Annotated in this window: 19 protein-coding genes, 3 tRNA genes and 1 pseudogene; 6 read left to right on the forward strand and 17 right to left on the reverse strand. The window is 64.8% G+C overall.

Annotated elements, in window-relative coordinates:
• Positions 1-137: 137 nt before the first annotated feature.
• Positions 138-1,913 (forward strand): acetyl/propionyl/methylcrotonyl-CoA carboxylase subunit alpha, encoded by a 1,776-nt coding sequence (locus ACXR2W_RS06020; protein ID WP_458813207.1) that lies wholly within the window; start codon positions 138-140, stop codon positions 1,911-1,913.
• Between the two features lie 163 nt (positions 1,914-2,076).
• On the opposite strand, the gene ACXR2W_RS06025 is transcribed toward ACXR2W_RS06020, so the two are convergent.
• Positions 2,077-3,432 (reverse strand): GNAT family N-acetyltransferase, encoded by a 1,356-nt coding sequence (locus ACXR2W_RS06025; protein WP_458813209.1) that lies wholly within the window; start codon positions 3,430-3,432, stop codon positions 2,077-2,079.
• A 50-nt stretch (positions 3,433-3,482) separates the two neighbouring features.
• Between ACXR2W_RS06025 and ACXR2W_RS06030 the strand changes: the two genes are divergently transcribed.
• Entirely contained in the window at positions 3,483-4,526 is a 1,044-nt protein-coding gene (locus tag ACXR2W_RS06030) for an LLM class flavin-dependent oxidoreductase (RefSeq protein ID WP_458813211.1), read from the forward strand.
• Positions 4,527-4,583: 57 nt separating this feature from the next.
• Here ACXR2W_RS06030 and ACXR2W_RS06035 read toward each other — a convergent pair whose 3' ends face one another.
• The 3 genes from ACXR2W_RS06035 to ACXR2W_RS06045 all read right to left on the reverse strand — a co-directional run bounded on the left by ACXR2W_RS06035 (position 4,584) and on the right by ACXR2W_RS06045 (position 5,536).
• A complete protein-coding gene (locus tag ACXR2W_RS06035) occupies positions 4,584-5,276 on the reverse strand; it encodes a DUF1345 domain-containing protein (protein ID WP_458813213.1) in 693 nt (230 codons plus the stop codon).
• 86 nt (positions 5,277-5,362) lie between these two features.
• Positions 5,363-5,436, reverse strand: a tRNA-Met gene (locus ACXR2W_RS06040).
• Positions 5,437-5,464: 28 nt separating this feature from the next.
• Positions 5,465-5,536, reverse strand: a tRNA-Thr gene (locus ACXR2W_RS06045).
• Positions 5,537-5,690: 154 nt separating this feature from the next.
• On the opposite strand from ACXR2W_RS06045, the gene ACXR2W_RS06050 reads away from it, so the two are divergent.
• Positions 5,691-6,170, forward strand: coding sequence for a hypothetical protein (locus ACXR2W_RS06050; protein ID WP_458813215.1), 480 nt, complete (start codon positions 5,691-5,693; stop codon positions 6,168-6,170).
• 38 nt (positions 6,171-6,208) lie between these two features.
• Here ACXR2W_RS06050 and ribA read toward each other — a convergent pair.
• The 7 genes and pseudogenes from ribA to serS form a co-directional block, all read right to left on the reverse strand.
• Positions 6,209-6,817 (reverse strand): annotated as a pseudogene (gene ribA, locus ACXR2W_RS06055) (GTP cyclohydrolase II); the annotation flags it as partial.
• 215 nt (positions 6,818-7,032) lie between these two features.
• A complete protein-coding gene (locus ACXR2W_RS06060; protein WP_458813217.1) occupies positions 7,033-7,794 on the reverse strand; it encodes a DUF8462 domain-containing protein in 762 nt (253 codons plus the stop codon).
• A 57-nt stretch (positions 7,795-7,851) separates the two neighbouring features.
• A complete protein-coding gene (locus ACXR2W_RS06065) occupies positions 7,852-8,244 on the reverse strand; it encodes an ATP-binding protein (RefSeq protein ID WP_458813219.1) in 393 nt (130 codons plus the stop codon).
• 187 nt (positions 8,245-8,431) lie between these two features.
• Positions 8,432-10,651, reverse strand: a complete 2,220-nt coding sequence (locus ACXR2W_RS06070; protein WP_458813221.1) for an NADP-dependent isocitrate dehydrogenase — start codon at positions 10,649-10,651, stop codon at positions 8,432-8,434.
• Between the two features lie 960 nt (positions 10,652-11,611).
• Positions 11,612-11,697, reverse strand: a tRNA-Ser gene (locus ACXR2W_RS06075).
• Between the two features lie 78 nt (positions 11,698-11,775).
• On the reverse strand, positions 11,776-12,645 hold the full coding sequence (locus ACXR2W_RS06080; RefSeq protein WP_458813223.1) for an HAD family hydrolase: 870 nt from the start codon (positions 12,643-12,645) through the stop codon (positions 11,776-11,778).
• The gene (gene serS, locus ACXR2W_RS06085) at positions 12,645-13,916 is read right to left on the reverse strand and encodes a serine--tRNA ligase (RefSeq protein ID WP_458813225.1); all 1,272 of its coding nucleotides are present in this window, start codon (positions 13,914-13,916) and stop codon (positions 12,645-12,647) included. Before serS ends, ACXR2W_RS06080 begins: the two co-directional genes overlap by 1 nt.
• A 73-nt stretch (positions 13,917-13,989) precedes the next feature.
• On the opposite strand from serS, the gene ACXR2W_RS06090 reads away from it, so the two are divergent.
• Entirely contained in the window at positions 13,990-14,988 is a 999-nt protein-coding gene (locus tag ACXR2W_RS06090) for a diacylglycerol/lipid kinase family protein (protein WP_458813227.1), read from the forward strand.
• Positions 14,989-14,991: 3 nt separating this feature from the next.
• On the opposite strand, the gene pheA is transcribed toward ACXR2W_RS06090, so the two are convergent.
• The gene (pheA, locus tag ACXR2W_RS06095; RefSeq protein ID WP_458813229.1) at positions 14,992-15,933 is read right to left on the reverse strand and encodes a prephenate dehydratase; all 942 of its coding nucleotides are present in this window, start codon (positions 15,931-15,933) and stop codon (positions 14,992-14,994) included.
• Positions 15,934-16,061: 128 nt separating this feature from the next.
• A complete protein-coding gene (gene pgm / locus ACXR2W_RS06100) occupies positions 16,062-17,714 on the reverse strand; it encodes a phosphoglucomutase (alpha-D-glucose-1,6-bisphosphate-dependent) (protein ID WP_458813231.1) in 1,653 nt (550 codons plus the stop codon).
• A gap of 53 nt (positions 17,715-17,767) precedes the next feature.
• Between pgm and ACXR2W_RS06105 the strand changes: the two genes are divergently transcribed.
• Positions 17,768-18,556: an HAD-IIA family hydrolase gene (locus tag ACXR2W_RS06105; protein WP_458813233.1), complete on the forward strand. Its 789-nt coding sequence runs from the start codon at positions 17,768-17,770 to the stop codon at positions 18,554-18,556.
• A gap of 166 nt (positions 18,557-18,722) precedes the next feature.
• On the forward strand, positions 18,723-19,259 hold the full coding sequence (locus tag ACXR2W_RS06110; protein ID WP_458813235.1) for a hypothetical protein: 537 nt from the start codon (positions 18,723-18,725) through the stop codon (positions 19,257-19,259).
• Here the strand turns inward: ACXR2W_RS06110 and ACXR2W_RS06115 are convergent.
• From ACXR2W_RS06115 to pyrE, 4 genes are all read right to left on the reverse strand, one after another.
• Complete coding sequence (locus ACXR2W_RS06115; RefSeq protein ID WP_458813237.1) at positions 19,240-20,019, reverse strand: sulfite exporter TauE/SafE family protein; 780 nt, start codon at positions 20,017-20,019, stop codon at positions 19,240-19,242. The two genes, ACXR2W_RS06110 and ACXR2W_RS06115, sit on opposite strands and share 20 nt — an antisense overlap.
• 187 nt (positions 20,020-20,206) lie before the next feature.
• Complete coding sequence (locus tag ACXR2W_RS06120) at positions 20,207-21,766, reverse strand: gamma-glutamyltransferase (RefSeq protein ID WP_458813239.1); 1,560 nt, start codon at positions 21,764-21,766, stop codon at positions 20,207-20,209.
• A gap of 46 nt (positions 21,767-21,812) precedes the next feature.
• Positions 21,813-22,502, reverse strand: a complete 690-nt coding sequence (locus ACXR2W_RS06125) for a FadR/GntR family transcriptional regulator (RefSeq protein ID WP_458838445.1) — start codon at positions 22,500-22,502, stop codon at positions 21,813-21,815.
• A gap of 172 nt (positions 22,503-22,674) precedes the next feature.
• Positions 22,675-23,229 (reverse strand): orotate phosphoribosyltransferase, encoded by a 555-nt coding sequence (gene pyrE / locus ACXR2W_RS06130; protein WP_458813243.1) that lies wholly within the window; start codon positions 23,227-23,229, stop codon positions 22,675-22,677.
• Between the last annotated feature and the right edge of the window lie 12 nt (positions 23,230-23,241).

Raw genomic sequence — 23,241 nt, forward strand, 5'->3', positions numbered from 1 at the left:
GCCACTGACGGTGCACGCCAGGTACGCGCGTCTGTGTGCGTCAGGTACGCGCGTCTGTGCGCACCGGCAACGATGAGCCAAAAGGTTTGTGCGATATATCCAAGGTTCAGGCCCCCGCCTGGAATAGGCTGGTTCGCATGTCGCGCATTCGTAAAGTCCTCATCGCCAACCGCGGTGAGATCGCAGTCCGCATTATTCGTGCCGCCGCTGACAGCGGCATCGCCTCGGTGGCGGTATACGCCGATCAAGACAGGGACGCCATGCACGCCCAGCTCGCCGACGAGGCGTATGCGCTGGGCGGCACAACGAGCGCCGAAACCTACCTGGTGATTGACAAGCTACTCGCAGTCGCGCGCCGCTCGGGCGCAGACGCTGTGCACCCCGGCTACGGATTTCTCGCCGAGAACGCACAGTTTGCGCAGGCCGTCATCGATGCGGGCCTCACCTGGATTGGGCCGAGCCCCGAGGCCATCGAGCGGCTTGGCGACAAGGTGTCAGCCCGTCACGTGGCTGAGAAGGTCGGCGCTCCGCTCGCCGCGGGCACCAGCGATCCTGTCAAGAACGCCGACGAGGTGCTCGCGTTCGCAGACGAGGTTGGGCTTCCCATCGCTATCAAGGCAGCGTTTGGCGGCGGTGGCCGCGGCCTAAAAGTCGCGTACGAGCGCGATGAGGTCGCTGAGCTGTTCGAGTCGGCCACCCGCGAGGCCGTCACAGCGTTTGGTCGCGGCGAGTGCTTCGTCGAGAAGTTTCTTGAGAAGCCGCGTCACGTCGAGACCCAGTGCCTCGCCGACGCACATGGCAACGTGGTCGTCATTTCGACGCGTGACTGCTCGCTGCAGCGCCGCCACCAGAAGCTCGTAGAAGAGGCGCCCGCGCCGTTCCTCACCGACGAGCAGGTTGAACGACTCTACTCATCGTCGAAGGCGATCCTGAAAGAGGTTGGCTACGTTGGCGCGGGCACCTGCGAGTTCTTGGTCGCGAAGGACGGCACGGTGTCGTTCCTCGAGGTCAACACCCGCCTGCAGGTGGAGCACTGCGTATCTGAAGAGGTCACCGGCATCGACCTCGTGCGCGAGCAGTTTCGTATCGCTGAGGGCGGCGTGCTCGACTACGCCGACCCGGTCGCGCACGCGCACTCGTTCGAGTTTCGCTTGAACGGTGAAGACGCGGGCAACGGCTTTCTGCCCCAGCCCGGCCCCGTTGCACTGTTCAAGCCGGCGTCTGGCCCCGGCGTGCGCGTCGACACGGGCGTCGCGACCGGCGACGTCGTTTCGGGCGCGTTCGACTCGATGCTCGGCAAGCTGATCGTCACGGGTACGACCCGCGAGGAGGCGCTGCAGCGCGCCCGCCGTGCCCTCGATGAGTTCGAGGTGCAGGGCCTGCCGACCGTGCTGCCCTTTCACCGCAAGATTGTGCGCGACGACGCTTTCACCGCCCCCGAGGGCACGTTTGGTGTCTACACGACCTGGATCGAGTCAGAGTTCGTCAACGACATCGAACCGTGGGAGGGCGAAGTGCCCCCCATCGCACAAGACCCGAAGCGCCGCCAGGTGACCGTTGAGGTCGAGGGCCGTCGTGTTGAGGTTTCGATGCCCGCGACGTTGCTGCCGCTCGTCGACCAAGAGGTAACTCGCGGCCCGGCTCCCCGCCGCGCGAAGGGTGCGGGCGTGCACGCCGCCGCCGGCGACGCCATCACTTCGCCTATGCAGGCGACCGTGGTGAAGGTCACCGTCGAAGACGGCCAGCAGGTCGTCGAGGGTGACCTCGTGCTCGTGCTCGAGGCGATGAAGATGGAGCAGTCGATCTACGCGCACCGCTCGGGCGTTATTGCTGGCCTCGACGCGCCCGTCGGCCAGACCGTCGCGAGCGGCCACGTGCTGCTGTCGATCGTCGACGCGCTCGCGGCCGAGTAGCCGCCCGGCTGCAGTACTGCTCGGGTCTTTTGACCCGGATTCGATTAACTGCCTAGCCCCCAACCCTCGTTTACGAAAAATATGCGCGACTACTTCCGCTTAAGACCGTCCCAAAAGCGGAAGTAGTCGCGCATATTTTCGTTCGCCGCGGAGGGGTGCGGTGCTAGAAGACCCAGTTTGCGCCAGCAGACACCGGCCAGCTCCAGGCGGTCGCCGCTGCGAGTAGCGCACCCTCGCGCAGCTCGCGCACGAGGCCCGCGTGTGCGAGCTGCGCGAGGGTGACCGTGCCCAGGTGCACGGCACCCAGCTCGCGAATGTCGAGTGCGAGGTCGGCGGCTGCATCGCTGCGGGTCACCCGTGTCTCCTCCCCCGGCGCGGCCTGCACCCGCCACGTGCCCGCGTTGTGCGGCAGCAGCTCGTCGGTCACTTCGAGCACCACGTCGACGGCGGTGGCGTAACGGCGCTCACTCAACGCTTGGGGTAGGTCGAGAATGCGCAGCCACTGCAGGTCGTCGGTGACGGGGGCCGCAGCCCGCGCGTCAACGAGCAGCGACATGATCGGGTCGTCTTGCGGCAGCGGCCCCACCTCGACGCGCGCGGTGAGGTCGAAGTCGAGCAGCGCACGCCACAGCCGGTGGGCGGCCGCGGCGTCTAGCGCAACCGCGTCGCGCACGCGCACCGTGCCATCGGCGACGTTGCGCTGCCACGACATGTCACGCCGAAACCGGGCGTAGGCGCGCGCGTTGCCGGCGCTGTCGCGCACGATGGCGAGCCGCTGCGCCTCGGCACCCGCCCTCAGCGCCGGTGCGTCCTCGTCTTGTGCGGCGCGCAGCTCTGGTGTCTCCCACGTGACCCATCCGGGTCGACCGATACCGCGCGGTTCGAGCGCGTATCCCGCGTGCAAGCGCGCCACTTCGTCGCCGTGCTCAGCCGCGTTCCACTCGTGCAGTTCGAGTGCGAGCTCCTCGCTGCCGACCCCGCCGCTGCCCGCCTCACCGCTGCCAGGCACGTCGCGCAGCGCCGCACCGCGCGCAATCGTGAGCGAGACCTGCGGGGCGGCCATACCGTAGCCGAAACGGCCGTAGATCGCTGCTTCGGCCGCGTTGAGCACCGAAATCGCTTCACCCCGTTCGAGGCAGTCGGCGAAGTGGTGGCCGATCATCTGCCGCAGCAGCCCCCGCCTGCGGTGTGCGGGGTGCACGCTCACGCCGGTGAGCCACCCGCAGGCCACCTGCGCGCCCGGCACGGGGTAGGACTTAAGACCAAACGTGCCGTACATGGCCGCCAACTCTGCCGCCGGTGTGGCGCGGCGATCCGGAGCAGTGGGCGAGGGAGCAGCGGGCGACAGCGCGCTCGCCTCGATCGCCCACATGCGCCCCCAGGGCGTCGGGGGCGAGGCGAGCGGCAGCAGCTCGCTGGGCGGGGTGGGCGACGGGAACGTCCAGGACTCGAGGCGCAGCAGCGCGTCCTTGCGCTCGCGTGCCAGCGGAACAATGGGGGTGCCTGGTGCGCGGTTCATGGGTTAAGTATGGCGCGGAATACTCGCGCAGCGCGCGCGTTGCACTGGGCATGGCTTCCTCTGCGCACTCGACCCCGTCCTCGACCCCGCACTCGACCCCACTCGCTGCCCCGTCTTCGACCCCGCTATCGATTTTGGACCTGGCAACCGTTGAGGCTGGCGGCAGCATCGCCGACGCGTTTGCGCACTCGGTGGCGGTCGCGCAGCTCGCCGAGGCGAGCGGCTACTCGCGCATCTGGTACGCCGAGCACCACAACATGCCCTCGATCGCGTCGAGCGCGACCGCCGTGCTCATCGCGCACATTGCGTCGCAGACCGCCTCGATTCGATTGGGCGCCGGCGGTGTGATGCTGCCCAACCACTCCCCGCTCGTGATCGCCGAGCAATTTGGCACGCTTGCCGAGCTGCACCCGGGCCGCATCGACCTGGGGCTCGGGCGCGCTCCCGGCACCGACGGCGCGACGTTTCGGGCGCTGCGCCGGTCGCTGGCCGCGGCCGACGCGTTTCCGCAGGACGTGATCGAGCTGCAGACCTACCTGTCTGATGAACTGCCGCGCACCGCCGTGAACGCGTACCCGGGCCGCGGCACGAAGGTGCCGCTCGTGATCTTGGGCTCGAGCATGTTTGGTGCGTCACTCGCGGCGCAGCTCGGGCTGCCCTACTCGTTCGCGTCGCACTTTGCGCCGCAGCATCTCACCTCTGCCGTCGCGCACTACCGCGCCAGCTACCGCCCCAGCGAGGCCCACCCCGAGCCCTATGTGAGCGCCGGCGTGAACGTGGTCGCCGCCGCCACCGACGCCGAGGCCGAGGCATTGTTTGCCCGCACCGAGGTCGACAGGGTGCGCAGGTTCTTGTCGCGCGGCCGCGACGAGGAGCTCACTGTGGCTGAGGCCACCGCGCTCATGGAGACGCCCGCTGGCCTCGAGATTCGCGGCATGCTGCGGCATACCGCGATCGGTGGTCCGGATCGTGTGCGTGCGGAGCTTGAAGCCTTCGCGCGCTACGCGGGAGCCGACGAGCTGATCACGGTGCACGCCGCGCCGACGCGTGCCGAGCAGCTGGAATCGGTGCGATTGGCGGCGCCTGCGATCTAGCGCGGAGTCGCGCGGTGTCGCGCCTTCCGGCCATCACCCACCAAACCACGAATCGAGCTATGAGCCGATGCTCGTCACGAGGTTGACGATCGTCGCGAGAATCACGGTGGCGAAGAGGAAGGCCAGCACGGTGTGGCCGATGACAATGCGGCGCACCTGATTGCTCGTCACGTTGGTGTCGGCCACCTGGTAGGTCATGCCGAGGCCAATAGCGAAGTAGATGAAGTCGGTGTATTCGGGCGGCTCTTGCTGGTTAAACACGATGCCGCCGGTGACGCCGGTATCGCCGGGTGCGCACCTCGGTTTGGTGTCACCCGCTGCTGGAGCGTAGTAGACCCGGGCGTAGCGCAGCATGTAGTTGAACTGGATGAGCGCCCACGAGGTGGACACGCTGAGCACGGCGATCGCCGCGAGCATGTACTCGTGTTTGGGGTTGTGCGAGGCCTGTGAGTCTGCGATCACGAGCGCTACCGCCGCGAGGCTCACGATGCTACCCACCACTGACACCGTGTCGCTGAGGTTGCGGCCCGGGTCTTCGGCGACAGCGTGCTCTTGCGTTCGCTTCGCATCCATCGGCCAGAGCCGCATGAGCCCCCACACGACGTTCACGAGCGCAAAGACACCCCACCCAGCGACGATGCTGGTCGCGAGGTCTTCGGTGATCGAGACACCGAAGCCTGCAGCGAGGCCAGCAAAGATCGAGATGAGTGCGCGCAGGCGCGCGCGAGACCGAATAGAAAGCTGAGCCATGACCGCATCGTATCGCGCAGCGCGAAGCAAAGGCCACACCTGGTACGCAAAAACCCCCGGGAAACCGGGGGTTTTACGCGACTCCGTAGCTGAGGCGGGACTCGATCCCGCGACCTCACGATTATGAGTCGTGCGCTCTAACCAGCTGAGCTACTCAGCCAAACTTGATCAAAGATCAAAAGAGTCAGAGCCCCGAGCCAGGATTGAACTGGCGACCCCTTCCTTACCATGGAAGTGCTCTACCACTGAGCTATCAGGGCGAAGCCACCTTGCGGCGACAACTTGATTAGCGTAACAGGCATTTCGGCCAGCGCAAAAGTTGGCCGTGCATCGCGGGCGTGTCTCGCACCTTCGCGCCCGCCAATCCCCCAGGCCGTCGCGGCTAACATGGAAGGGAACAAGGGAGCGATTGCAATGGGTCGTGTAGTCATGGTCGCGGGCGTCATCTTGGCGCTGTGGATGTCGGCGGGCCGCTGGCTGTTTGGCACGGGCGGCAGCCTCACATGGTGGTATCTGCCCTCGATTGGGCTGTGCTACGCCGCCACCAGCTTCTGGCTCATGCGCCGCATGTCGGTGACGCGCGCCCGCGGCAAGCGTACGGGACGCGCGACCATCGTCACCCTCGTGGGTTCGTGGGTGTGCGCGATCGGCTTCGGGTTCCTCGTGCCCGACTATGTCGACGGCAGCCTAGAGTCCATCTTGAGCTACGCCGCCGGGTCAGACTTCTCGGGCGAAATGTCGATCGCACTGTGCAATCCGGCCGGCATCATCGCCTTCACGCTGCTCGGCGCGTCGATCGTGTTTGCGTACGCCGACGCCCGCGACAAGATCGCCCCCGAGGACGAAGAATGGGAGGGCGAGGGGCAAATGTCCCCCCATCCCTACACGCTCTAGGCGCCCTGCTGGCTTTTTGATCCGGATCGCCAGCGCGATTAACCCGCGACGGCCGCGGGCAGCTCGTGCCCCATGCGGTCACGCTTGGCTTCGAGATAGCCCACGTTCTCGGGGCGCACGCCCACGAGAAGCGGCTCGCGGCTCTCCACCCGCACCCCGTACTGGCCAAGCTGGGCGATCTTCTCGGGGTTGTTGGTGAGCAGCCGCACGCGATCAATCCCCAGGTCGGTGAGCATTTCTGCCGCGGCGTGATAGTCACGGGCGTCTGCTGGAAACCCGAGGGTGAGGTTTGCATCGAGGGTATCGACGCCGTCCTCCTGCAGGCGGTAGGCGCGCATCTTATTGGCGAGCCCGATCCCCCGCCCCTCCTGCCCGCGCAGGTAAATCACCACACCGCCGCGCTCTTGAATGAGCGCAAGCGCCGCGTCAAGCTGCGGGCCGCACTCACATTTCACGGACCCAAACGCCTCGCCCGTGATGCACTCGGAGTGCACGCGCACGAGCACACCGCCCTCGGGCTCAGCCCCACCCGAAGGCGGAGTAGCCACGAGCGCCATATGATCGACTCCAGCGAGTTCATCACGGTAGGCGACGGCGCGAAACGAGCCGTGCACGGTGGGCAGCGTGGTCTCGGTAACCCGCTCGACCGGCACGACGCGGGCGCCTGCAGCGGAGGCAGCAGCGCCACCGTCTACCGGGGTCGCCTGCAACGAAATGGTGGCCCCCTGAAGCTGTGGAGTTGACACGTTCTGTCTCCCTAAGCAGTGAATGAAACTCTATAATAAAGTTCTACCTCTCTTAGAGTATCACCGTTGGGCCGCTTGTGAAAATGATGGCGCCACGCACATCTCAAACCCCTCGCCTACTCCCGCTTTCGCCGCGGAGGCGGCACGATTAACTGCGGCACCGCACGAAGCATGTACTTATCAAAATCCGGGACTGTAAACGCGGCGTACCCATGTTCAGGCGTGTACAGCAAACCCATATCAATAAGCTCTGCGCGAGTGGGCCCCAATTGCGAGGAATCTCGCCCCATTACCCTCGCCACATCGGCGGCCTTTTGCGGTTCAGGCCCTAGCTGCGCCATTGCTCGCATGTAGGCAGTCTGCAAGGGCGTTGCACGGTCGAGACGCACACGAAAGAACGAGCTATCGAGCTTAGCTTCGTACGCTTCGACTGCGCTTTGAACCGCATCAAGGGTGATCGATTGCCCTTCCGCAAGCTCCCATGACTGAAACCCCAGCTCTTGAATGAAGTAGGGGTATCCCTTCGTGGTCGCTACTGCATATTTCAACGCAAGCGCCTCCCAAGCTACGCCTTCAAGTGCCGCAGGCCCACTAATAGCCTCCTCGGCCTCTCCACTCCCCAACGATCCAATCGCCGGGAACTTGAAGAGCCTCTCGGCGTATGATTTCGCATCACCCGCCAATTCAGCTATCAGAGGGAGCCCCGCCCCAACGAAAGTAATCGGCAAACGGCGCTGCACTGCCTTGTGGATCGCCTGTATTAGCGCTTCCAGCTGCGCACGGCGCAGAAATTGAACTTCGTCGACCGATAGAACAATTCCGCGCGAAGATTCCTTTGCTGCTTCTCCCAGCCCCACGAACAAATCCGTGAGATCCATCGCCAAGTCGCCGTGATCCGCTACGCCTTCGGCTGGAGTAATGTCCCATCCGAGTGTCTATGCACCTACGCTGTCCAATGAGAGCGAGAACGAGGTGAGCGCACCAGCGGCACGTTCAAATCGGTCAGTCCATTTTGAACGCGGGGACAGTCGCAAAAGCGCGGCTTTTAGTTTTGACGCAAGTGTTCTTCGGAAGGAAGCCTCGTCGTATTTACTCGCCTCAATCTCAACCACCTCCCACGACCGACCAGCAGCAATCTCAGCAAGCTCATTAAGCAGCACCGTCTTGCCAACGCCACGCAAACCGGTAATTATGAGGGACTGACTGGTCCGACCCTTTTCAAGACGCTGCAGCAACACCTCAAATGCTCGCGTTTGCTCTTCGCGACCAACGATCACATCTGGCCTAGCCCCCGCGTTTGGTGTATAAGGGTTGTTGACGCTATCCATCACCTCAGATTACATATGTTACCTAGCTTTATCAAGAAGAGATAAAACTACCTAAAACAACTAAAGTGAATAAAAATACTAATTAAATCCGGGCGCGCACGCGAGCCACTCGGTCAAAAAGAAGACCCCGGTGGCGCCGCATGTGAGCGGCGCCACCGGGGCCCAGAGTCCTACGAAGCGTACGGGGTTACGCGATCGAGTCGATGATCTCGTTCAGCGTGGCCGACGGGCGCATCGCCTTCGTGACGAGCGCCGCATCGGGCATGTAGTAGCCGCCGGTCTCGACCGGCTTGCCCTGTACGGCGATGAGCTCTTCAACGATCTGCGCTTCCTTCGAGGTCAGCTGCTCAGCGATCGGCGCAAATGCCGCCTGAAGCTCTGCGTCGTCCGTCTGCGCCGCCAGCTCCTGCGCCCAGTACTGAGCGAGGTAGTAGTGGCTGCCACGGTTATCGATCGTGCCGATCTTGCGGCCGGGCGACCGGTTCTCTTCTAGGAAGGTGCCGGTAGCGCGGTCAAGCGTCACTGCGAGAACGCCCGCCTTCGCGTTGCCCGTGAACTCGCCATAGTGCTCGAGCGAGGCAGCGAGCGCGAAGAACTCGCCGAGCGAATCCCAGCGCAGGTAGTCCTCTTCTTCAAGCTGCTGCACATGCTTGGGGGCAGACCCACCCGCACCAGTCTCGAAGAGGCCACCGCCAGCGAGCAACGGAACGATCGAGAGCATCTTGGCGCTCGTGCCCACCTCAAGAATCGGAAACAGGTCGGTCAGGTAGTCGCGCAACACGTTACCCGTGACCGAAATGGTGTCTTCCCCGCGGCGCATGCGCTCGAGCGAGTAGAACGTCGCATCGGTCGGCTTGAGGATCTTGATCGTGAGACCCTCGGTGTCGTGATCCGCGAGGTACGTGTTGACCTTTGCGATCAGGTTCGCGTCGTGCGCACGGTCCTCGTTGAGCCAGAACACGGCGGGAGCACCGGTTGCGCGGGCACGCGTGACAGCGAGCTTTACCCAGTCGCGAATCGGCAGATCCTTCGTCTGGGTTGCACGCCAGATATCGCCGGCCTCGACCTCGTGCGAGAGCAACACCTCGCCCTCGCTGCCGACAACCTCGACGCGGCCTGCGCTAGCGATCTCGAAGGTCTTATCGTGGCTGCCGTATTCCTCGGCGGCCTGGGCCATCAGGCCCACGTTCGACACACTGCCAATCGTGGCCGGATCGAGCGGACCGTTGGCAATAACGTCCTCGATGGTGGCCTGGTAAACCCCGGCGTATGAGGAGTCAGGAATCACGGCGATGGTGTCATCTTCAGCGCCAGAGGCGTCCCAGAGCTTGCCGCCGTTGCGTACGAGCGCGGGCATCGACGCGTCAACGATCACGTCGCTGGGCACGTGCAAGTTGGTGATGCCCCTGTCGCTGTTGACGTACGACAGGCGTGGGCCGCTGGCAATGCGTTCGGTAATTTCGCTCTTGATCGCTTCGCCGCCGGGCACGCTATCGAGGCCGGCCAGGATCGAGCCGAGGCCATTGCGCGGCGTGAGACCAGCCTGCGCGAGCGCAGCACCGTGCTTCTCGAAGATGTCGGCGAAGTATGCGGTCACGGCGTACCCGAAGAGGATCGGGTCACTGACCTTCATCATGGTGGCCTTCAGGTGCAGTGAGTAGAGCACGTTCTCGGCCTGTGCCTGCGCAATAGTCTCGGCAAGGAATGCCGAGAGCGCCTTAGCCGACATGAAGGTCGCGTCGAGGACCTCACCCCGCAGCACGGTCAGCTCATCCTTCAAGACGGTCTCGGTACCGTCGGCCGCGACGAACCGGATCTTGAGAACGTCTTCGTCGGCGAAGACCATCGACTTCTCGTTCGAGAAGAAGTCGTCGTGCCCCATGGTGGCGACACGCGTCTTTGAACCCTCGCTGAACGGCTTGTTCAGGTGGGGGTGCTTGTGCGCATAGTTCTTGACCGATTTGGGAGCGCGGCGGTCGCTGTTTCCCTCACGCAGCACGGGGTTTACGGCAGAGCCCTTGATCTTGCCGTAACGCGAGAGAATGTAGTGATCTTCGACGCTGCTCGGCTCATCGGGGTAGTTCGGAACGTCGTAACCCTTTGCTTGCAGCTCTGCGATCGCGGCTTTCAGCTGCGGAATCGAGGCCGAGATGTTGGGAAGCTTAATAATGTTCGCTTCGGGCTCGGTGACAAGCGCTCCCAGCTCGGCAAGCGCGTTGCCGGTCTGCTGCTCCTCTGTGAGGTTCTCTGGAAACTCTGCGAGGATACGCGCAGCCAGCGAGATGTCGCGCGTTTCAATTGCGACGTTACCCACACGGGTGAACGACTCGACGATTGGAAGGAACGATGCGGTCGCGAGTGCGGGAGCCTCATCAGTGTGTGTGTAGAGGATTACAGATTCAGTCACGACGATTATTTCTCCAAATCGAAAAACGGGCACGAGTTCTACTGCCAGCTTAGCCGTCTTGTCAAAAAGTATTTCGACATAGAGACAAATCGACCTGCCGGCCGCGCAGCAGAGCAGCCCCTGCCCGCTTTTCGCCTCACACACACGAAAAGAATCGTTAGAGACACAATCAACGGCACAACTTCAACGACTCCGAGAAGCTGAATGGTATCGCTAGTCTGTCTCCTTCGGATGGCTGGGGCTCACCCGCTCCAAATAAACTGTTTGCCCCTCGACATAGAACCAAATCCTCGCACTATTCCCCGTGAAAGCTTATGTTGTCAGCGCTCATGAGCGACGCCGTTTCTTGATCGGCCTATTGACCTGTTGCTCCTTCGCCATATCTACGGACGAGCCACCGAGTCGCCACCATCAAGCCACTCAACAGGATCATTGCGCAGCCCAGCAGCAAGAGCCTCCGCGGTTTCTCGCCACGAGTTCAGCTCTGCGACCACAAGGCGCGGCTGCTCCGTAGCAAAAGACGCCCTCGCAGCGTCCACAAGATCCTTTGCGCACTGCTTCCGGTCAGCTCCAGAAAGTGCAAACATCCAAGGGAAATGGTCGGCCATGCGTTCGGAGAGGGTCCCCCGATCGTCAGTGGTGATCGCAATTAGCTGCGCGGCGAACTCAAACAGTTGCTTGCGCGCGTCAGCTTCCCCTCCAGACATAAGCACCAGGGACTCGGCATCTCGGCGGGTGACAGTGACAGGGCCGCGATCTGCAGCGGCGAAGACCTCACTCGAATTCCGACTCAACTCAGATGACCTAAACTCAGTGCGTTCGACAGTTACGGCTCCTATACCACCTAGCCCAGTTCAGAACACGATCAGAACCCAGGGTGACACCCAGCTTCACAGCGAGAACACACGAAAAAGCCCCCGACCTCGGTAACTAAATACCTGGTCGGGGGCCCTTTCACTCTGGCGGAGGGTAGGGGATTTGAACCCCTGAGGCTTTCACCTGCTAGTTTTCAAGACTAGTTCCTTCGGCCGCTCGGACAACCCTCCGCGCACGAGCTTAGCAAAACCGCGGCCGCATACGAAACTGGCACACGGTGTGCGCAAAAGTTGGCGTGGTTTCGAGCGCTACAGCGCGCCCAGCTCGGGGAATCGATCGCACAGCGCGGTCAAGAGGCCCACCTCAGAGATCGTGCCGGTGACGCGGCCCGCGGCGACCTGCACCTCGGGCGCCGCCTGCCCCATCGCGACCGAGTCGCCGTGGCGGGCCGCCCAGCGCAGCATGTCGATGTCGTTGCGGCCGTCACCAGCAGCAAACACCCGCGAGCGGGGAATGTCGAGGCGCGCAGCGAGCACCTCGAGCGCACTCGCCTTCGTCACGCCGTCGGGCGCAATGTCGAGCCACGACGAGGTGCCCACCGAGTACGACACGTGGGTGAGCCCCAACGACTCGACGACGCTCATGAACCGTTCGAGCCGCTCATCGGGCGAGAACACGATCACGCGGCTCGCCTGCACCCCGAGCAGCTCTTCGAACGCTACGCGTCGTTTCTGCTGCGGCAGCGTGCCCGCGGGAATATCGTCGGTGTACAAGAAGCCACCCGACGCCAGCTCCACCGCATACCGCGCGGTCGCGAGCTGCGTGCGAATCTTCTTCAGCGCACTCGTCGGATCAAACGCTTCAACGTATTCGTGCCGGTACGCGCGCGTCGCCAACGCGTCACGCTTGAGTGTCACTGCGCCATTGGCCGCGATGACCCACTCTGGGCGGATCCGGAGCTGCTCAATGATGGGCAGCGTCGCATCGACCGAGCGCCCGGTGGCCACAATCACCTCGTGGCCCGCCTCGTGCAGCGCACGAATTGCGCGCGCGAGCTCTGGGTCAATGTGCCCAGACTCGGGAATCTCGCCAGCCCCGTGTTCACCGTGCTCGAGCACAGTGCCGTCGAGGTCGAGGGCGATGAGGTGCCGCGCCTGGGCGGTGACCGGGGCGAGCACTACAGGCCCGACTCGGGGGTGAGCACTTCGAGCCCACCGAGGAAGGGGCGCAGCGCCTCGGGCACGGTCACGCTGCCGTCGGCCTGCTGGTGCGTTTCGAGAATGGCGACGAGCCAGCGCGTGGTCGCGAGCGTGCCGTTGAGCGTTGCGACGGGCGCGGTCTTGCCGCTCTCACCGCGGTAGCGGGTCGAGAGGCGGCGCGACTGGTAGGTCGTGCAGTTGCTCGTCGAGGTGAGCTCGCGGTATGCGTCTTGCGTGGGCACCCAAGCCTCGATGTCAAACTTGCGTGCGGCACTCGACCCGAGGTCGCCCGCTGCAACGTCGATCACGCGGTAGTGCAGACCCAGCGCAGTGAGCATTTCTTCCTGCCAGGCAACGAGACGGTCGTGTTCAGCTTCGGCCTCTTCGGGCGTCGTGTAAACGAACATCTCGAGCTTGTTGAACTGGTGCACGCGCAAGATACCGCGGGTGTCCTTGCCGTGCGACCCGGCCTCGCTGCGGTAGCAGGTCGACCAGCCGGCGTAGCGCAGCGGGCCACGCGCGAGGTCGATGATCTCGTCTGAGTGGTAGCCGGCGAGCGCAACCTCGCTCGTGCCGGTGAGGTACAGGTCCTGCTCGGGCAGGTGGTACACCTCGCTCGCGTGCTCGCCGAGAAACCCGGTGCCCTGCATCACCTGGGGCTTCACGAGTGTGGGTGTGATGAGCGGTGTGAAGCCGTGCGCGAGGGCGCGGTCGAGCGCCATGTTCATGAGCGCGAGCTCGAGGCGTGCACCAATGCCGCGCAAGAAGTAGAAGCGCGCACCGCTCACCTTTGCGCCGCGCTCCATGTCGATCGCGCCGAGCATCTCGCCGAGCTCGAGGTGGTCGCGCGGCTCGAAGTCGAACGTGGGCTGCTCGCCCACAGTGCGCAGGGTCACGAAGTTCTCTTCGCCGCCCGCGGGTACGCCGTCGATAACGACGTTTTCGATGCGCAGTGCGATCTCATCAAACTCGGCCTCGGCAGCCTTCGCGCGGGCTTCGGCCGCCTTCACGCCGGCGGCGATCTGCTGGGCCTGCTGAATGAGCGCCTGCTTCTCGTCCTTGGGCGCCTGCTTCACCCTGCCGCCGAACTCTTTCTGTTCGGCGCGCAGCGACTCGAACTCGCTGAGGGCCTGGCGACGCGAGGCGTCGGCGGCGAGCGCCTCGTCGACCACCGCCTCGTCATTTCCTCGGGCGCGCTGTGAGCGCTTGATGGTCTCAGGATCGTTGCGGAGCAGTACTGGATCGATCACAGCCACTAGCTTACCTTGGGGCGGCTGTGCCTTGGGGAGACCGTGGAATGCCTCGGCCGGTACGCTTACACACATGCATGCTTCACCCGCGCATCACCAGCCCAGCGCGGCCGTCGTTTACCACCCGCTCAAGACGAACCTTGCAGCGCTCAAGGCCGCGGTTACGGCGCAAGAGCAACTCGCGGGGTGGGCGCCCACCAGGTGGTACGAGACCGACGAGCACGACGCGGGCCGGGGAGCGACGCGGCGCGCGCTCACAGACGGCGCGAGCGTCGTACTGGCGAGCGGCGGCGACGGCACGATTCGGGCGGTGGCCGAAGCGCTGCGGGGTTCTGGCACCCCGCTCGCGCTCGTGCCGCAGGGCACGGGCAATCTCCTCGCGCGCAACCTGGGGGTGCCGCTCGGCCGCTTCGAAGACTGTGCGCGGGCCGCGTTCTTCGGTCGGGGCCGCGCGATCGACCTGGGAGTCGCGAAGATATTGCGTGAGGGCGACGTCGAAGACGAGCACGTGTTTCTCGTGCTCGCCGGCATGGGGCTCGACGCCCGCACGATCTCGACCACGCAGGCGTCGCTCAAAAAGCGGGTCGGCTGGCTCGCCTACGTCGACGCTGGCGTACGCACGATGCTCAAGGAGCGCCCGCTCGACATTCACTACTCGGTCGACGGCGCACCGGCTTCGCAGCTCGCTGTCTACACCGTCATGATCGGCAACTGCGGGCTGATGCCCGGCGGCGTGCTACTCATTCCCGACGCCAAATTCGACGACGGCAAGCTCGATGTCGTGGCCCTTCGGCCACTCGGTCCCTTCTCTTGGCTCCGGATCTGGAACAAGCTGGGGTGGGAGAACGGTGTGCTTCGTAAAACGAAGGCGGGCCGCAAGATCATCGACCTTGTGAACGACACGAAGAGTGTCACCTACCTGCAGGCGAAACGGTTTGCGCTATCGGTCGCGGAGCCCGAGCCTGTGCAGCTCGACGGCGACGACTTCGGTCTCGCCACCGCCGTGAACGGGTCAGTCGACCCGGGCGCCCTGATCGTGCGGGTGCTGCCCGAGTGGGTCGCACACGGGTAGCGGCTACCCACCAATCATGGTGCGCAACCAGTCGCGCGCCTCACGAAAGGTTTCGTCATCGTGTGAGTCGCGCACGCTCGCGCTCACCCGGTCTGCGCGCGGGTACGACCCCAGAAATACGACCTTGGGACTGAAGCGTTTGACACCGAGCAGGGCGTCAGCGACGCGTTCGTCTTTCACGTGTCCCTCGGCGTCGAGCACGAAGCGGTAGCGGCCCATGCGGTCACCGATGGGACGCGACGCGATGAGCGTGAGGTTCACGCCGCGGGTCGAGAACTGTTCGAGCAGCTCGAGCAGCGCGCCCGCGCGGTCTTCGGGCAGCTCGACGATGAGCGACGTCTTGTCGGCGCCGGTGGGCTCGGCCACGGGGCCCGCTCCGCTCACCAGCACGAACCGTGTCATCGCGTCGGGGTTCTCTGCGAGCTTCTCGCCCAGCACGTCAACGTCGAAGTGTGCGTCGATGCCGGGCGGCGCGATGGCCGCATCGACGCCTTTGGCGGCGTCAAACAGATCGGCGGCGGCCTGCACGTTTGAGGTTGCGACGAGGTGTTTGTGCTGCGGGGCGGCTTCGTCGAGCCACGCCCTGCACTGCGCGTAAGCGACGGGGTGGCCCGAGACGACCCGAATGTCTTCGAGCCGCGTACCGGGGCGTGCGACGAGCACAAAGTTCACCGACACCAGGTATTCGCCAATAATGCGCAGGCCGGGGGTGGTGGCGAGCGCGTCCTGCGCCGCCGTTACCCCGCCGTCGATCGAGTTCTCGATCGCGATCATCGCGGCGTGGCTCGCGCCCGTGACGACGTGCTGCAGCGCCTCGCCGAGGTTATCGACGGGGCACCACTCCTGACCTTCGGCCTCGGTGACCTGCTTCAACGCCGCCTCGGTAAACGTGCCGGCGGGCCCCAGGTAGGAGTAGCGGCGGGCCGGGGCGGGTGCGTGCGTCATGTTCACAGGGTACCGCGGGTGGATCCTGCGACTCGCTACGCTCGCGCAGGATGACGAAAGTAGGCGCTACGCTCGCGCAGGATGACGAAAGCAGACGCTACGCTCGCGCAGGATGACGAAAGTAGGCCCTATGCCCCGAGCACCCGCTCGACGAGGGCCTGCGCTTCTCGCTGCACGAGCGCCAGGTGCGACTCCCCCTTGAAAGACTCCGCATAGATCTTCATCACGTCTTCGGTGCCCGAGGGCCTGGCCGCAAACCAGGCATGCTCGGTCTGCACCTTCAGCCCGCCAATCTTGGCCCCGTTGCCGGGAGCCGTGGTCAAGATCGCCGTGATCGGGTCACCCGCGAGTTCTGTAGCGGTGACGTCTTCTGGCGACAACTGGGCCAAGGCAGCCTTCTGCTCGGGCGTCGCGGCCGCGTCAATGCGCGCATAAGCGGGCTCACCAAAACGGTCAGCAAGCTCCCGGTACCGTTCAGACGGCGTCTGCCCGGTGACCGCGAGAATCTCGGCGGCGAGCAGCGCCAGCAAGATGCCGTCTTTGTCGGTGCTCCAGGCGCTGCCGTCGAAGCGTTGAAACGACGCCCCTGCACTTTCTTCGCCGCCAAACACGACGCTGCCGTCAGACAGCCCCGGCACGAACCATTTAAACCCGACGGGCACCTCGAGCAGAGTGCGACCGTGCGCGGCGACCACCCGGTCGATCAGAGCCGACGACACGAGCGTCTTACCAATGCCCGCGGTGACCGGCCAGTCCGGGCGGTGCTCGAGCAGGTAGTCGATCGCGACAGCGAGGTAGTGGTTCGGGTTCATGAGCCCGCCGTCGCGGGTCATGATGCCGTGCCGGTCGGCGTCGGCATCATTGCCCGTCACGATCGGATAATCGTCGCGGTACCCCTCCACCGTGCTCATCACGTTCGCAGACGACGGATCCATACGGATCTTGCCATCCCAGTCGAGGTGCATGAACCCCCACTGCGGGTCGACACCGGGCCCGAGCACGGTCAGGTCGAGATCAAACCGGTCACGAATGGCCGCCCAGTAAGCGACGCTCGCCCCGCCCAGCGGGTGCGCCGCCATGCGCACGCCCGCCCGGCGAATCGCGTCAACGTCGATGACCTCACCGAGCGACTCAACGTACTCGCCGAGAAAGTCGTAGCGCCCAATCGGCGCACCGTCGACCTCGTCACGCCCGTCGCGCGGCACCCACGCGACACCGTGCTCGAGCAGCTCGTTGGCGCGCTGCGCGATCCAATCGGTCGCGTCTGAGTCGGCGGGCCCGCCGTGCGGCGGGTTGTATTTAATGCCCCCGTCACTCGGTGGGTTGTGGCTCGGAGTCACGATGATGCCGTCGGCGCGCTGCGGGTCGTCGGCGGCGCGGCCCCGGTTGTGGGTGAGAATCGCGTGGCTGAGCGCGGGGGTCGGCACAAACAGTTCGTCTCCTGATCCGGATCTAGCCAGCACGTGGACGCCAGCCCCCGAGAGCACCTCGCGCGCAGTCAGCTCAGCGGGCACCGAAAGCGGGTGGGTGTCGGAGCCAATGAACAGCGGCCCCTCGATGCCCTGCGCCGCACGATACTCGGCGATCGCCGCGCAGATCGCCACGATGTGCGCCTCGTTGAAGGAGCGCTTGAGTGACGATCCCCGGTGCCCCGAAGTGCCAAACGCGACGCGCTGCGCCGCGATCTCGGGGTCTGGCACCTCAGCAAAATACGCCGCAATTAGGGCTTCGACATCGATCAGATCTTCGCCTGTAGCCGGCCGGCCCGCTCGCTCATGCATGTTTCCAGTCTGCCAGTAACCCACGATTCATGCACCGGGACTACGCTAAAGACATGACGCATGCAGAGCAGCACCCCCGCCGCGACGACATTGAATGCTGGTTGACCGACATGGACGGCGTGCTCGTGCACGAGAACCAGGCGATTCCTGGTGCGGCTGAGCTGTTGGGGCACTGGCGCGACACCGAGACGCCCTACCTGGTACTCACGAACAACTCAATCTTCACGGCGCGTGATCTGAGCGCGCGCCTCGCCGCGAGCGGCATCGATGTGCCCGAGGACCGGATCTGGACGAGCGCGCTCGCGACGGCCGCGTTCTTGAAGCAGCAGAAGCCCGACGGTTCGGCGTACGTGGTGGGCGAGGCGGGCCTGCACACCGCGCTGCACGACGCCGGCTACATCATGACCGAAGCAAACCCCGACTTTGTGGTCGTGGGCGAGACACGCAGCTACTCGTTTGAGGCGATCACGAAGGCGATTCGGCTGATCATTGGCGGCGCCCGGTTCATTTCGACGAACCCCGACGCGACCGGCCCCAGCACCGAGGGCGTGCTGCCCGCGACGGGCGCCATCAACGCGCTCATTACGAAGGCGACGGGGCGTGTGCCCTACGTGGTCGGCAAACCCAACCCCATGATGTTTCGCTCGGCGCTCAACAAGATCGGTGCGCACTCGCACAACACGGGCATGATCGGCGACCGCATGGACACCGACATCGTCGCGGGCATGGAGGCGGGTCTGCACACCGTGCTCGTGATGACCGGCATCGCCGACCGCGCCGAGATCGAGCGGTTTCCGTTTCGCCCCGACGAGGTGCTGAACTCGGTCGCCGACCTGCTATAGCGCTCTGGCCCTGCGGCTGCCGCGCCCCTGGGCCGCCGCCGCAAAATATGCGCGAGAAGTTCCGTTTAACGACTGCTCATTAACGGAATTTCTCGCGCATATTTTTGATCCGGATCATTGGGCCCGGCGCTACCGCCGCCGCGGGCCGGTGTGCCACACTCAGTCCATGAATACATCTCTGCGCACGGCTGACCCACAGCATAACCGTGCCCGGGCGGCCGGTCTCGCCCTCATCATCGCCCCGGTGCTCGGCATCGCGATCAAGGTCTTCGCCTTCCCTGGCTGGATGTTGATCGTGTTCCTCTTCGCCCTGCTGCCACTCGCGCTCGGCTATGCGCTGCAGTGCGTGATCGCAGGCACGGGCATGCTGCGGCAGCGCGGTGTGTTGGGCGCGGGCACGAGCGGCGCAGCGCGCGGGCGCGTTGCGGCGTGGATCACCTCGATCGCGTTCGTGCTGTCGGCGTGCTCGCTCGTCGACGGGGGCGACGGCGGTGACTACGGGTCGGCGGTGACTTTTGCACTCGGCATGTCTTCGACCCCGCAGGGGGAACAGCTGTCGACTGTACTACTGTTCATTGCCGCGACGGTCTGGCTCGCGAGCTGGGTGTGGCTCGTCACCGAGTGGATCGTGGCGCTGGTGCGCCGCAGGCGCGCTAGCGCACCCGCGACGACGGCACCGCCCGCTACTTCGCCCGCTTCTTGAACCAGCGCACCATCATCTGGGTGAGAATAAACACGAGGTAGAGCGAGAACGCCACGTTGCCCCAGAACGGGTCGATCCAGCCCGCGAACAGCGAACCGAGCGGCACAAAGAGGCACGCGGCGAGGCCCACGAAAGCGGCAGCCCTAAAGTCGACGTTCTGGCGTCGCAGGTTGCCGAGCGTCGCAGAAATCGATCCGGGGATCATCATGAGCAGCGACGTGCCCTTCGCGATCAGATCGTTCGCGCCGAAGAAGAACATCAGCACCGGCACGACGACGACGCCGCCGCCCACCCCCAGAATGCCCGAGAGAATGCCGGTGATGAAGCCGGTGATCACGAGCATGGAGACGGTCAAGAAGTCCATGTCGATGCTTGCGTCGCGGCTGGGCACCACGAACCACAGGGTCACAATGATCGCCGCGAGGAAGATCATGAACGCCCACTGCACGAAATCGACCGACAGTTTGTGCAGCAGGTAGGCGCCCACCTGCGCGCCGATGATCATGCCGAGCGCGAGGCAGATCGCCGCGACCCAGTCGACGTGCCCCTGCAACGCGTAGGTCGTCGCGCCTACCGCTGCCGTCGGCAAAATCGCGAGCACCGAGGTGCCAGCCGACAGCTTCTGCGGCATCGACAGCCAGATCGCGAGCGCCGGCACGATGATCGTGCCGCCGCCGATGCCGAAGAGCCCCGACAGCAGGCCGCCGGCGATGCCGACGAGAATCAAGAAGTGTGCTTTAGGGCGAATTTCTGGGGCCATAACGGTGAACTACCTAGTTTCTGTTGTTGTGATGAAGTCTTCTGGATCGCGCCGGTGAGTTAATTCGTCATCCTGCGCGAGCGTAGCGAGTCAATTCGTCATCCTGCGCGAGCGTAGCGAGTCGCAGGATCCACGTTGGATTCTGCGACTGCGCGCAGAATGACGAGGGACCTTGTGCTGCGCTGACTTAGGCATGCGCGGGCACGACGATCGCTGAGCCGTCGCTGCGCGGGTCGCTTGCGGCCTCGTAGCCTGCGGCCGTCACGCGAATCAAGTTCGAGTGACCGAGGTCTTCGGTGCGCGGCGGCACGATCTTTATTTCAAATCCGGATCGCGCAAGCGCCGCGCGGGTGACGGCGGGTACGTCTTCTTCGACCAGAATCGTGACGACCCCGTGCGCGTCTGGTTCGCGCACCATCCAGCGTGGGGCGTGGGTCGCCTCGCGCGGGGTGGCACCTGCGAGCGCGTGCAGTAGCAGCTGCGCGTGAATCTGCGGCTGGCCCGAGCCGCCCATGGTGGCGGGCACCCACTCCAGGCTTTCACCGTTCATGACGAGCACCGGCATGAGCGTGTGGCTCGGGCGCTTGCCGGGCGCGAAGGCGTTAGGGGCGGCGGGGTCGAGCGAGAACGAGGTGCCACGGTTTTGAAACAGAATGCCAGTTTCGGGTTCGAGAATGGCCGCGCCAAAGCCGTGGTACACCGAGTTGATGAGCGAGATTGCCCAGCCGTCGTCGCTGATCGCGCTGAGGCCCACCGTGTCGCCGGTTGCCTTCGGCCGCCCCGGAAGCGGGTGCTCGGTCGCCACCATGGTGATGAGCTCATCGCCCGCCTTGCACCCGAACTTCGGGTCACCCAGGTGGCTCGCGCGCACCGCGTTGGCGCGCGCGAAAGCCTGCGCCAGCTCGCCAGCCCCGGCTCCGAGCGGGTCTTCGATGCCCGCCGTGATTTCTTGGAGCGCGCGCAGCAGCATGAACCCCGACGTGTTGGGCGGGCCCGTGATCACGCGCAGGTCGGCGTAGTCGCCCTCGATTGCAGGCTCCCACGCAGCGCTGTAGTCCTTGGCATCATCGAGCGTGAGTTTTGAACCGAGGTCTTGCAGCCCTGCGATCCAGCGCCCAGCCAGCTCGCCCTCGTAGAACTCGTGCGAGCCGCCCGCAGCGAGCGCGTCGAGCGATGCGGCGAGGGCGGGTTGCGTGAGCGTCTCGCCCTCGGCGATCGCGCGGCCTTCGGGGTAGAAGATCTCGCGGGCACCGGGGTCTTGTTCGAGGTGCGCCCTCTCGTCGATGAGCGCCTGTGCAACGGTCTTCGAGTTGGCGAAACCGTCACGCGCGTGTCGTCTGGCCGCTTTGAAGTGGTCGGCCCAGGGCAGTTTCGCGCCGAGCTCGTGCAGCGAGTTCCAGCCGCAAATGCCGCCGGGCAGGTTCACCGTGTCGATGTCGCGCAGTGGCAGCTGCTTGCCGTGTTTGTCGCGCAGAGCTTCAAGCGTCTCGGCCGCGGCGGCGGGGCCGGTGGCGTTCAAGAAGTGGATCTTGCCCGTCGGGTCTTTGACCAGGGCGACCAAGTCGCCGCCGAGCGCGACATTGTTGGGGTACACGACGCAGAGGGTCGCTGCGGCCGCCAGGGCCGCGTCGATCGCGGTGCCACCCGCCTCGAGCGCGGCCGCTCCCGCCTCGGTGGCCAGGTGGTGCGAGGTCGAAATCGCCCCGCGGGGGTGGGCGTGGGTGGTGTCGATCGTGCTGGTGCTCATGGTGCTGCTGGCCCTCCGTTGGGTTGCTGTCGGCTGGTCACCGGGGCTACTTTGCGGCCCGTGCGATTTCATGGCTGATGGAGTGCACGTGGTCGCGCGCTTCCTGCTCGGCGAGCGCGCCGTCGCCCGCCGCGATCGCCTCGTAGATGCGGCGGTGCGCGGCACTTGAGGCGCTGCGTCGTGCCTTGGTTTGGTAGCGCCCTGCTCGGCTCGGCTCGATCTGCTGCGCGATCTGTTCGTTGATGAAGGCGAGCAGCGGGTTGTGCGCGTACTGGGCGATGGCCTGGTGAAATGCGCGGTCGAGCTCGGCGTAGCGCTCGTTCGTGATATCGCCCTCCATCGCTTCGACGAGTTCACGTAGTTGCGCGAGATCTCTCGAAGTCGCCCGCCCCGCGGTGATGCGGGCAATGGGCGGCTCAACTATGGCGCGCAGTTCCATAATGTCGTGTAGTTCGGGGCGCAGCGTTGCAATCGCGTCGAGCATGTCATTGTCGATCTGCGCACGGTCGCCCTGCTGCAGCACAATCGTGCCCCGCCCTGGTTTACGGTCGATGAAGCCACGGTTCTCGAGCTCTCGCAAGGCGTCCCGGATCGAAGCGCGCGAAACCTTGAGGTGCTCGGCCAGTTCGCGCTCTGGGGGTATCTTGTCGCCGGGTTTCAGTGTGCCGTCGAGGATGAGTCGTTCAAAGTCAATCGAGAGACGGTCGGGCACCGACAGCGTCTCAACACGCCCCATCGCCGCCCAGTCCACCTTTGCCTACCCCTGTTCTCCACACCACAACACCGCACAACACGCCATTGGTCAGACCAACGTATCATCATTTGCGCCGGCCCAGCGACGACGGGTGTCGTCCCGAGAACACGTCAGCCCGCGCCATATGGCGCGGGCTGACGTGTCAAACGGATACTTACTGCGGAGCGAGGCCCAGGTCTTCGAGGCCAATCGCGAAGCGGTACTCGTAGCCAGCTTCTTCGATGCGGGCCTTCGCGGGGGCCTGGCGATCGACGACTACAGCGACGGCGGCGATCTCAGCGCCAACCTTCTTCAGCGCCTCGATCGCGGCGAGCGGGGATCCGCCGGTCGTCGAGGTGTCTTCAACGACGACGACGCGCTTGCCGTTAAGGTCGGGGCCCTCAACCTGGCGGCCGCGGCCGTGATCCTTGGGCTCCTTGCGCACGACGAACGAGTCGTACACCTTGCCTGCCGCGACGCCCTGGTGCATGATCGCCGAGGCGATCGGGTCCGCGCCCATGGTGAGGCCGCCCACGGCAACGACACCGTCAATGTCGTCGATGAGGTCGAGCATGACCTGGCCGATCAGTGGAGCCGCACGGTGATCGAGCGACAGCTTGCGCAGGTCAATGTAATACGTGGCCTTCTTGCCACTGGTGAGCGTAAAGTCGCCGTGAAACACGGCCTCGCTCGTAATGAGGTCGATAAGCTGTTCGCGCGCGGTGGTCATGCGTGTAATTCT

The organism is Leucobacter faecis (assembly GCF_054456695.2).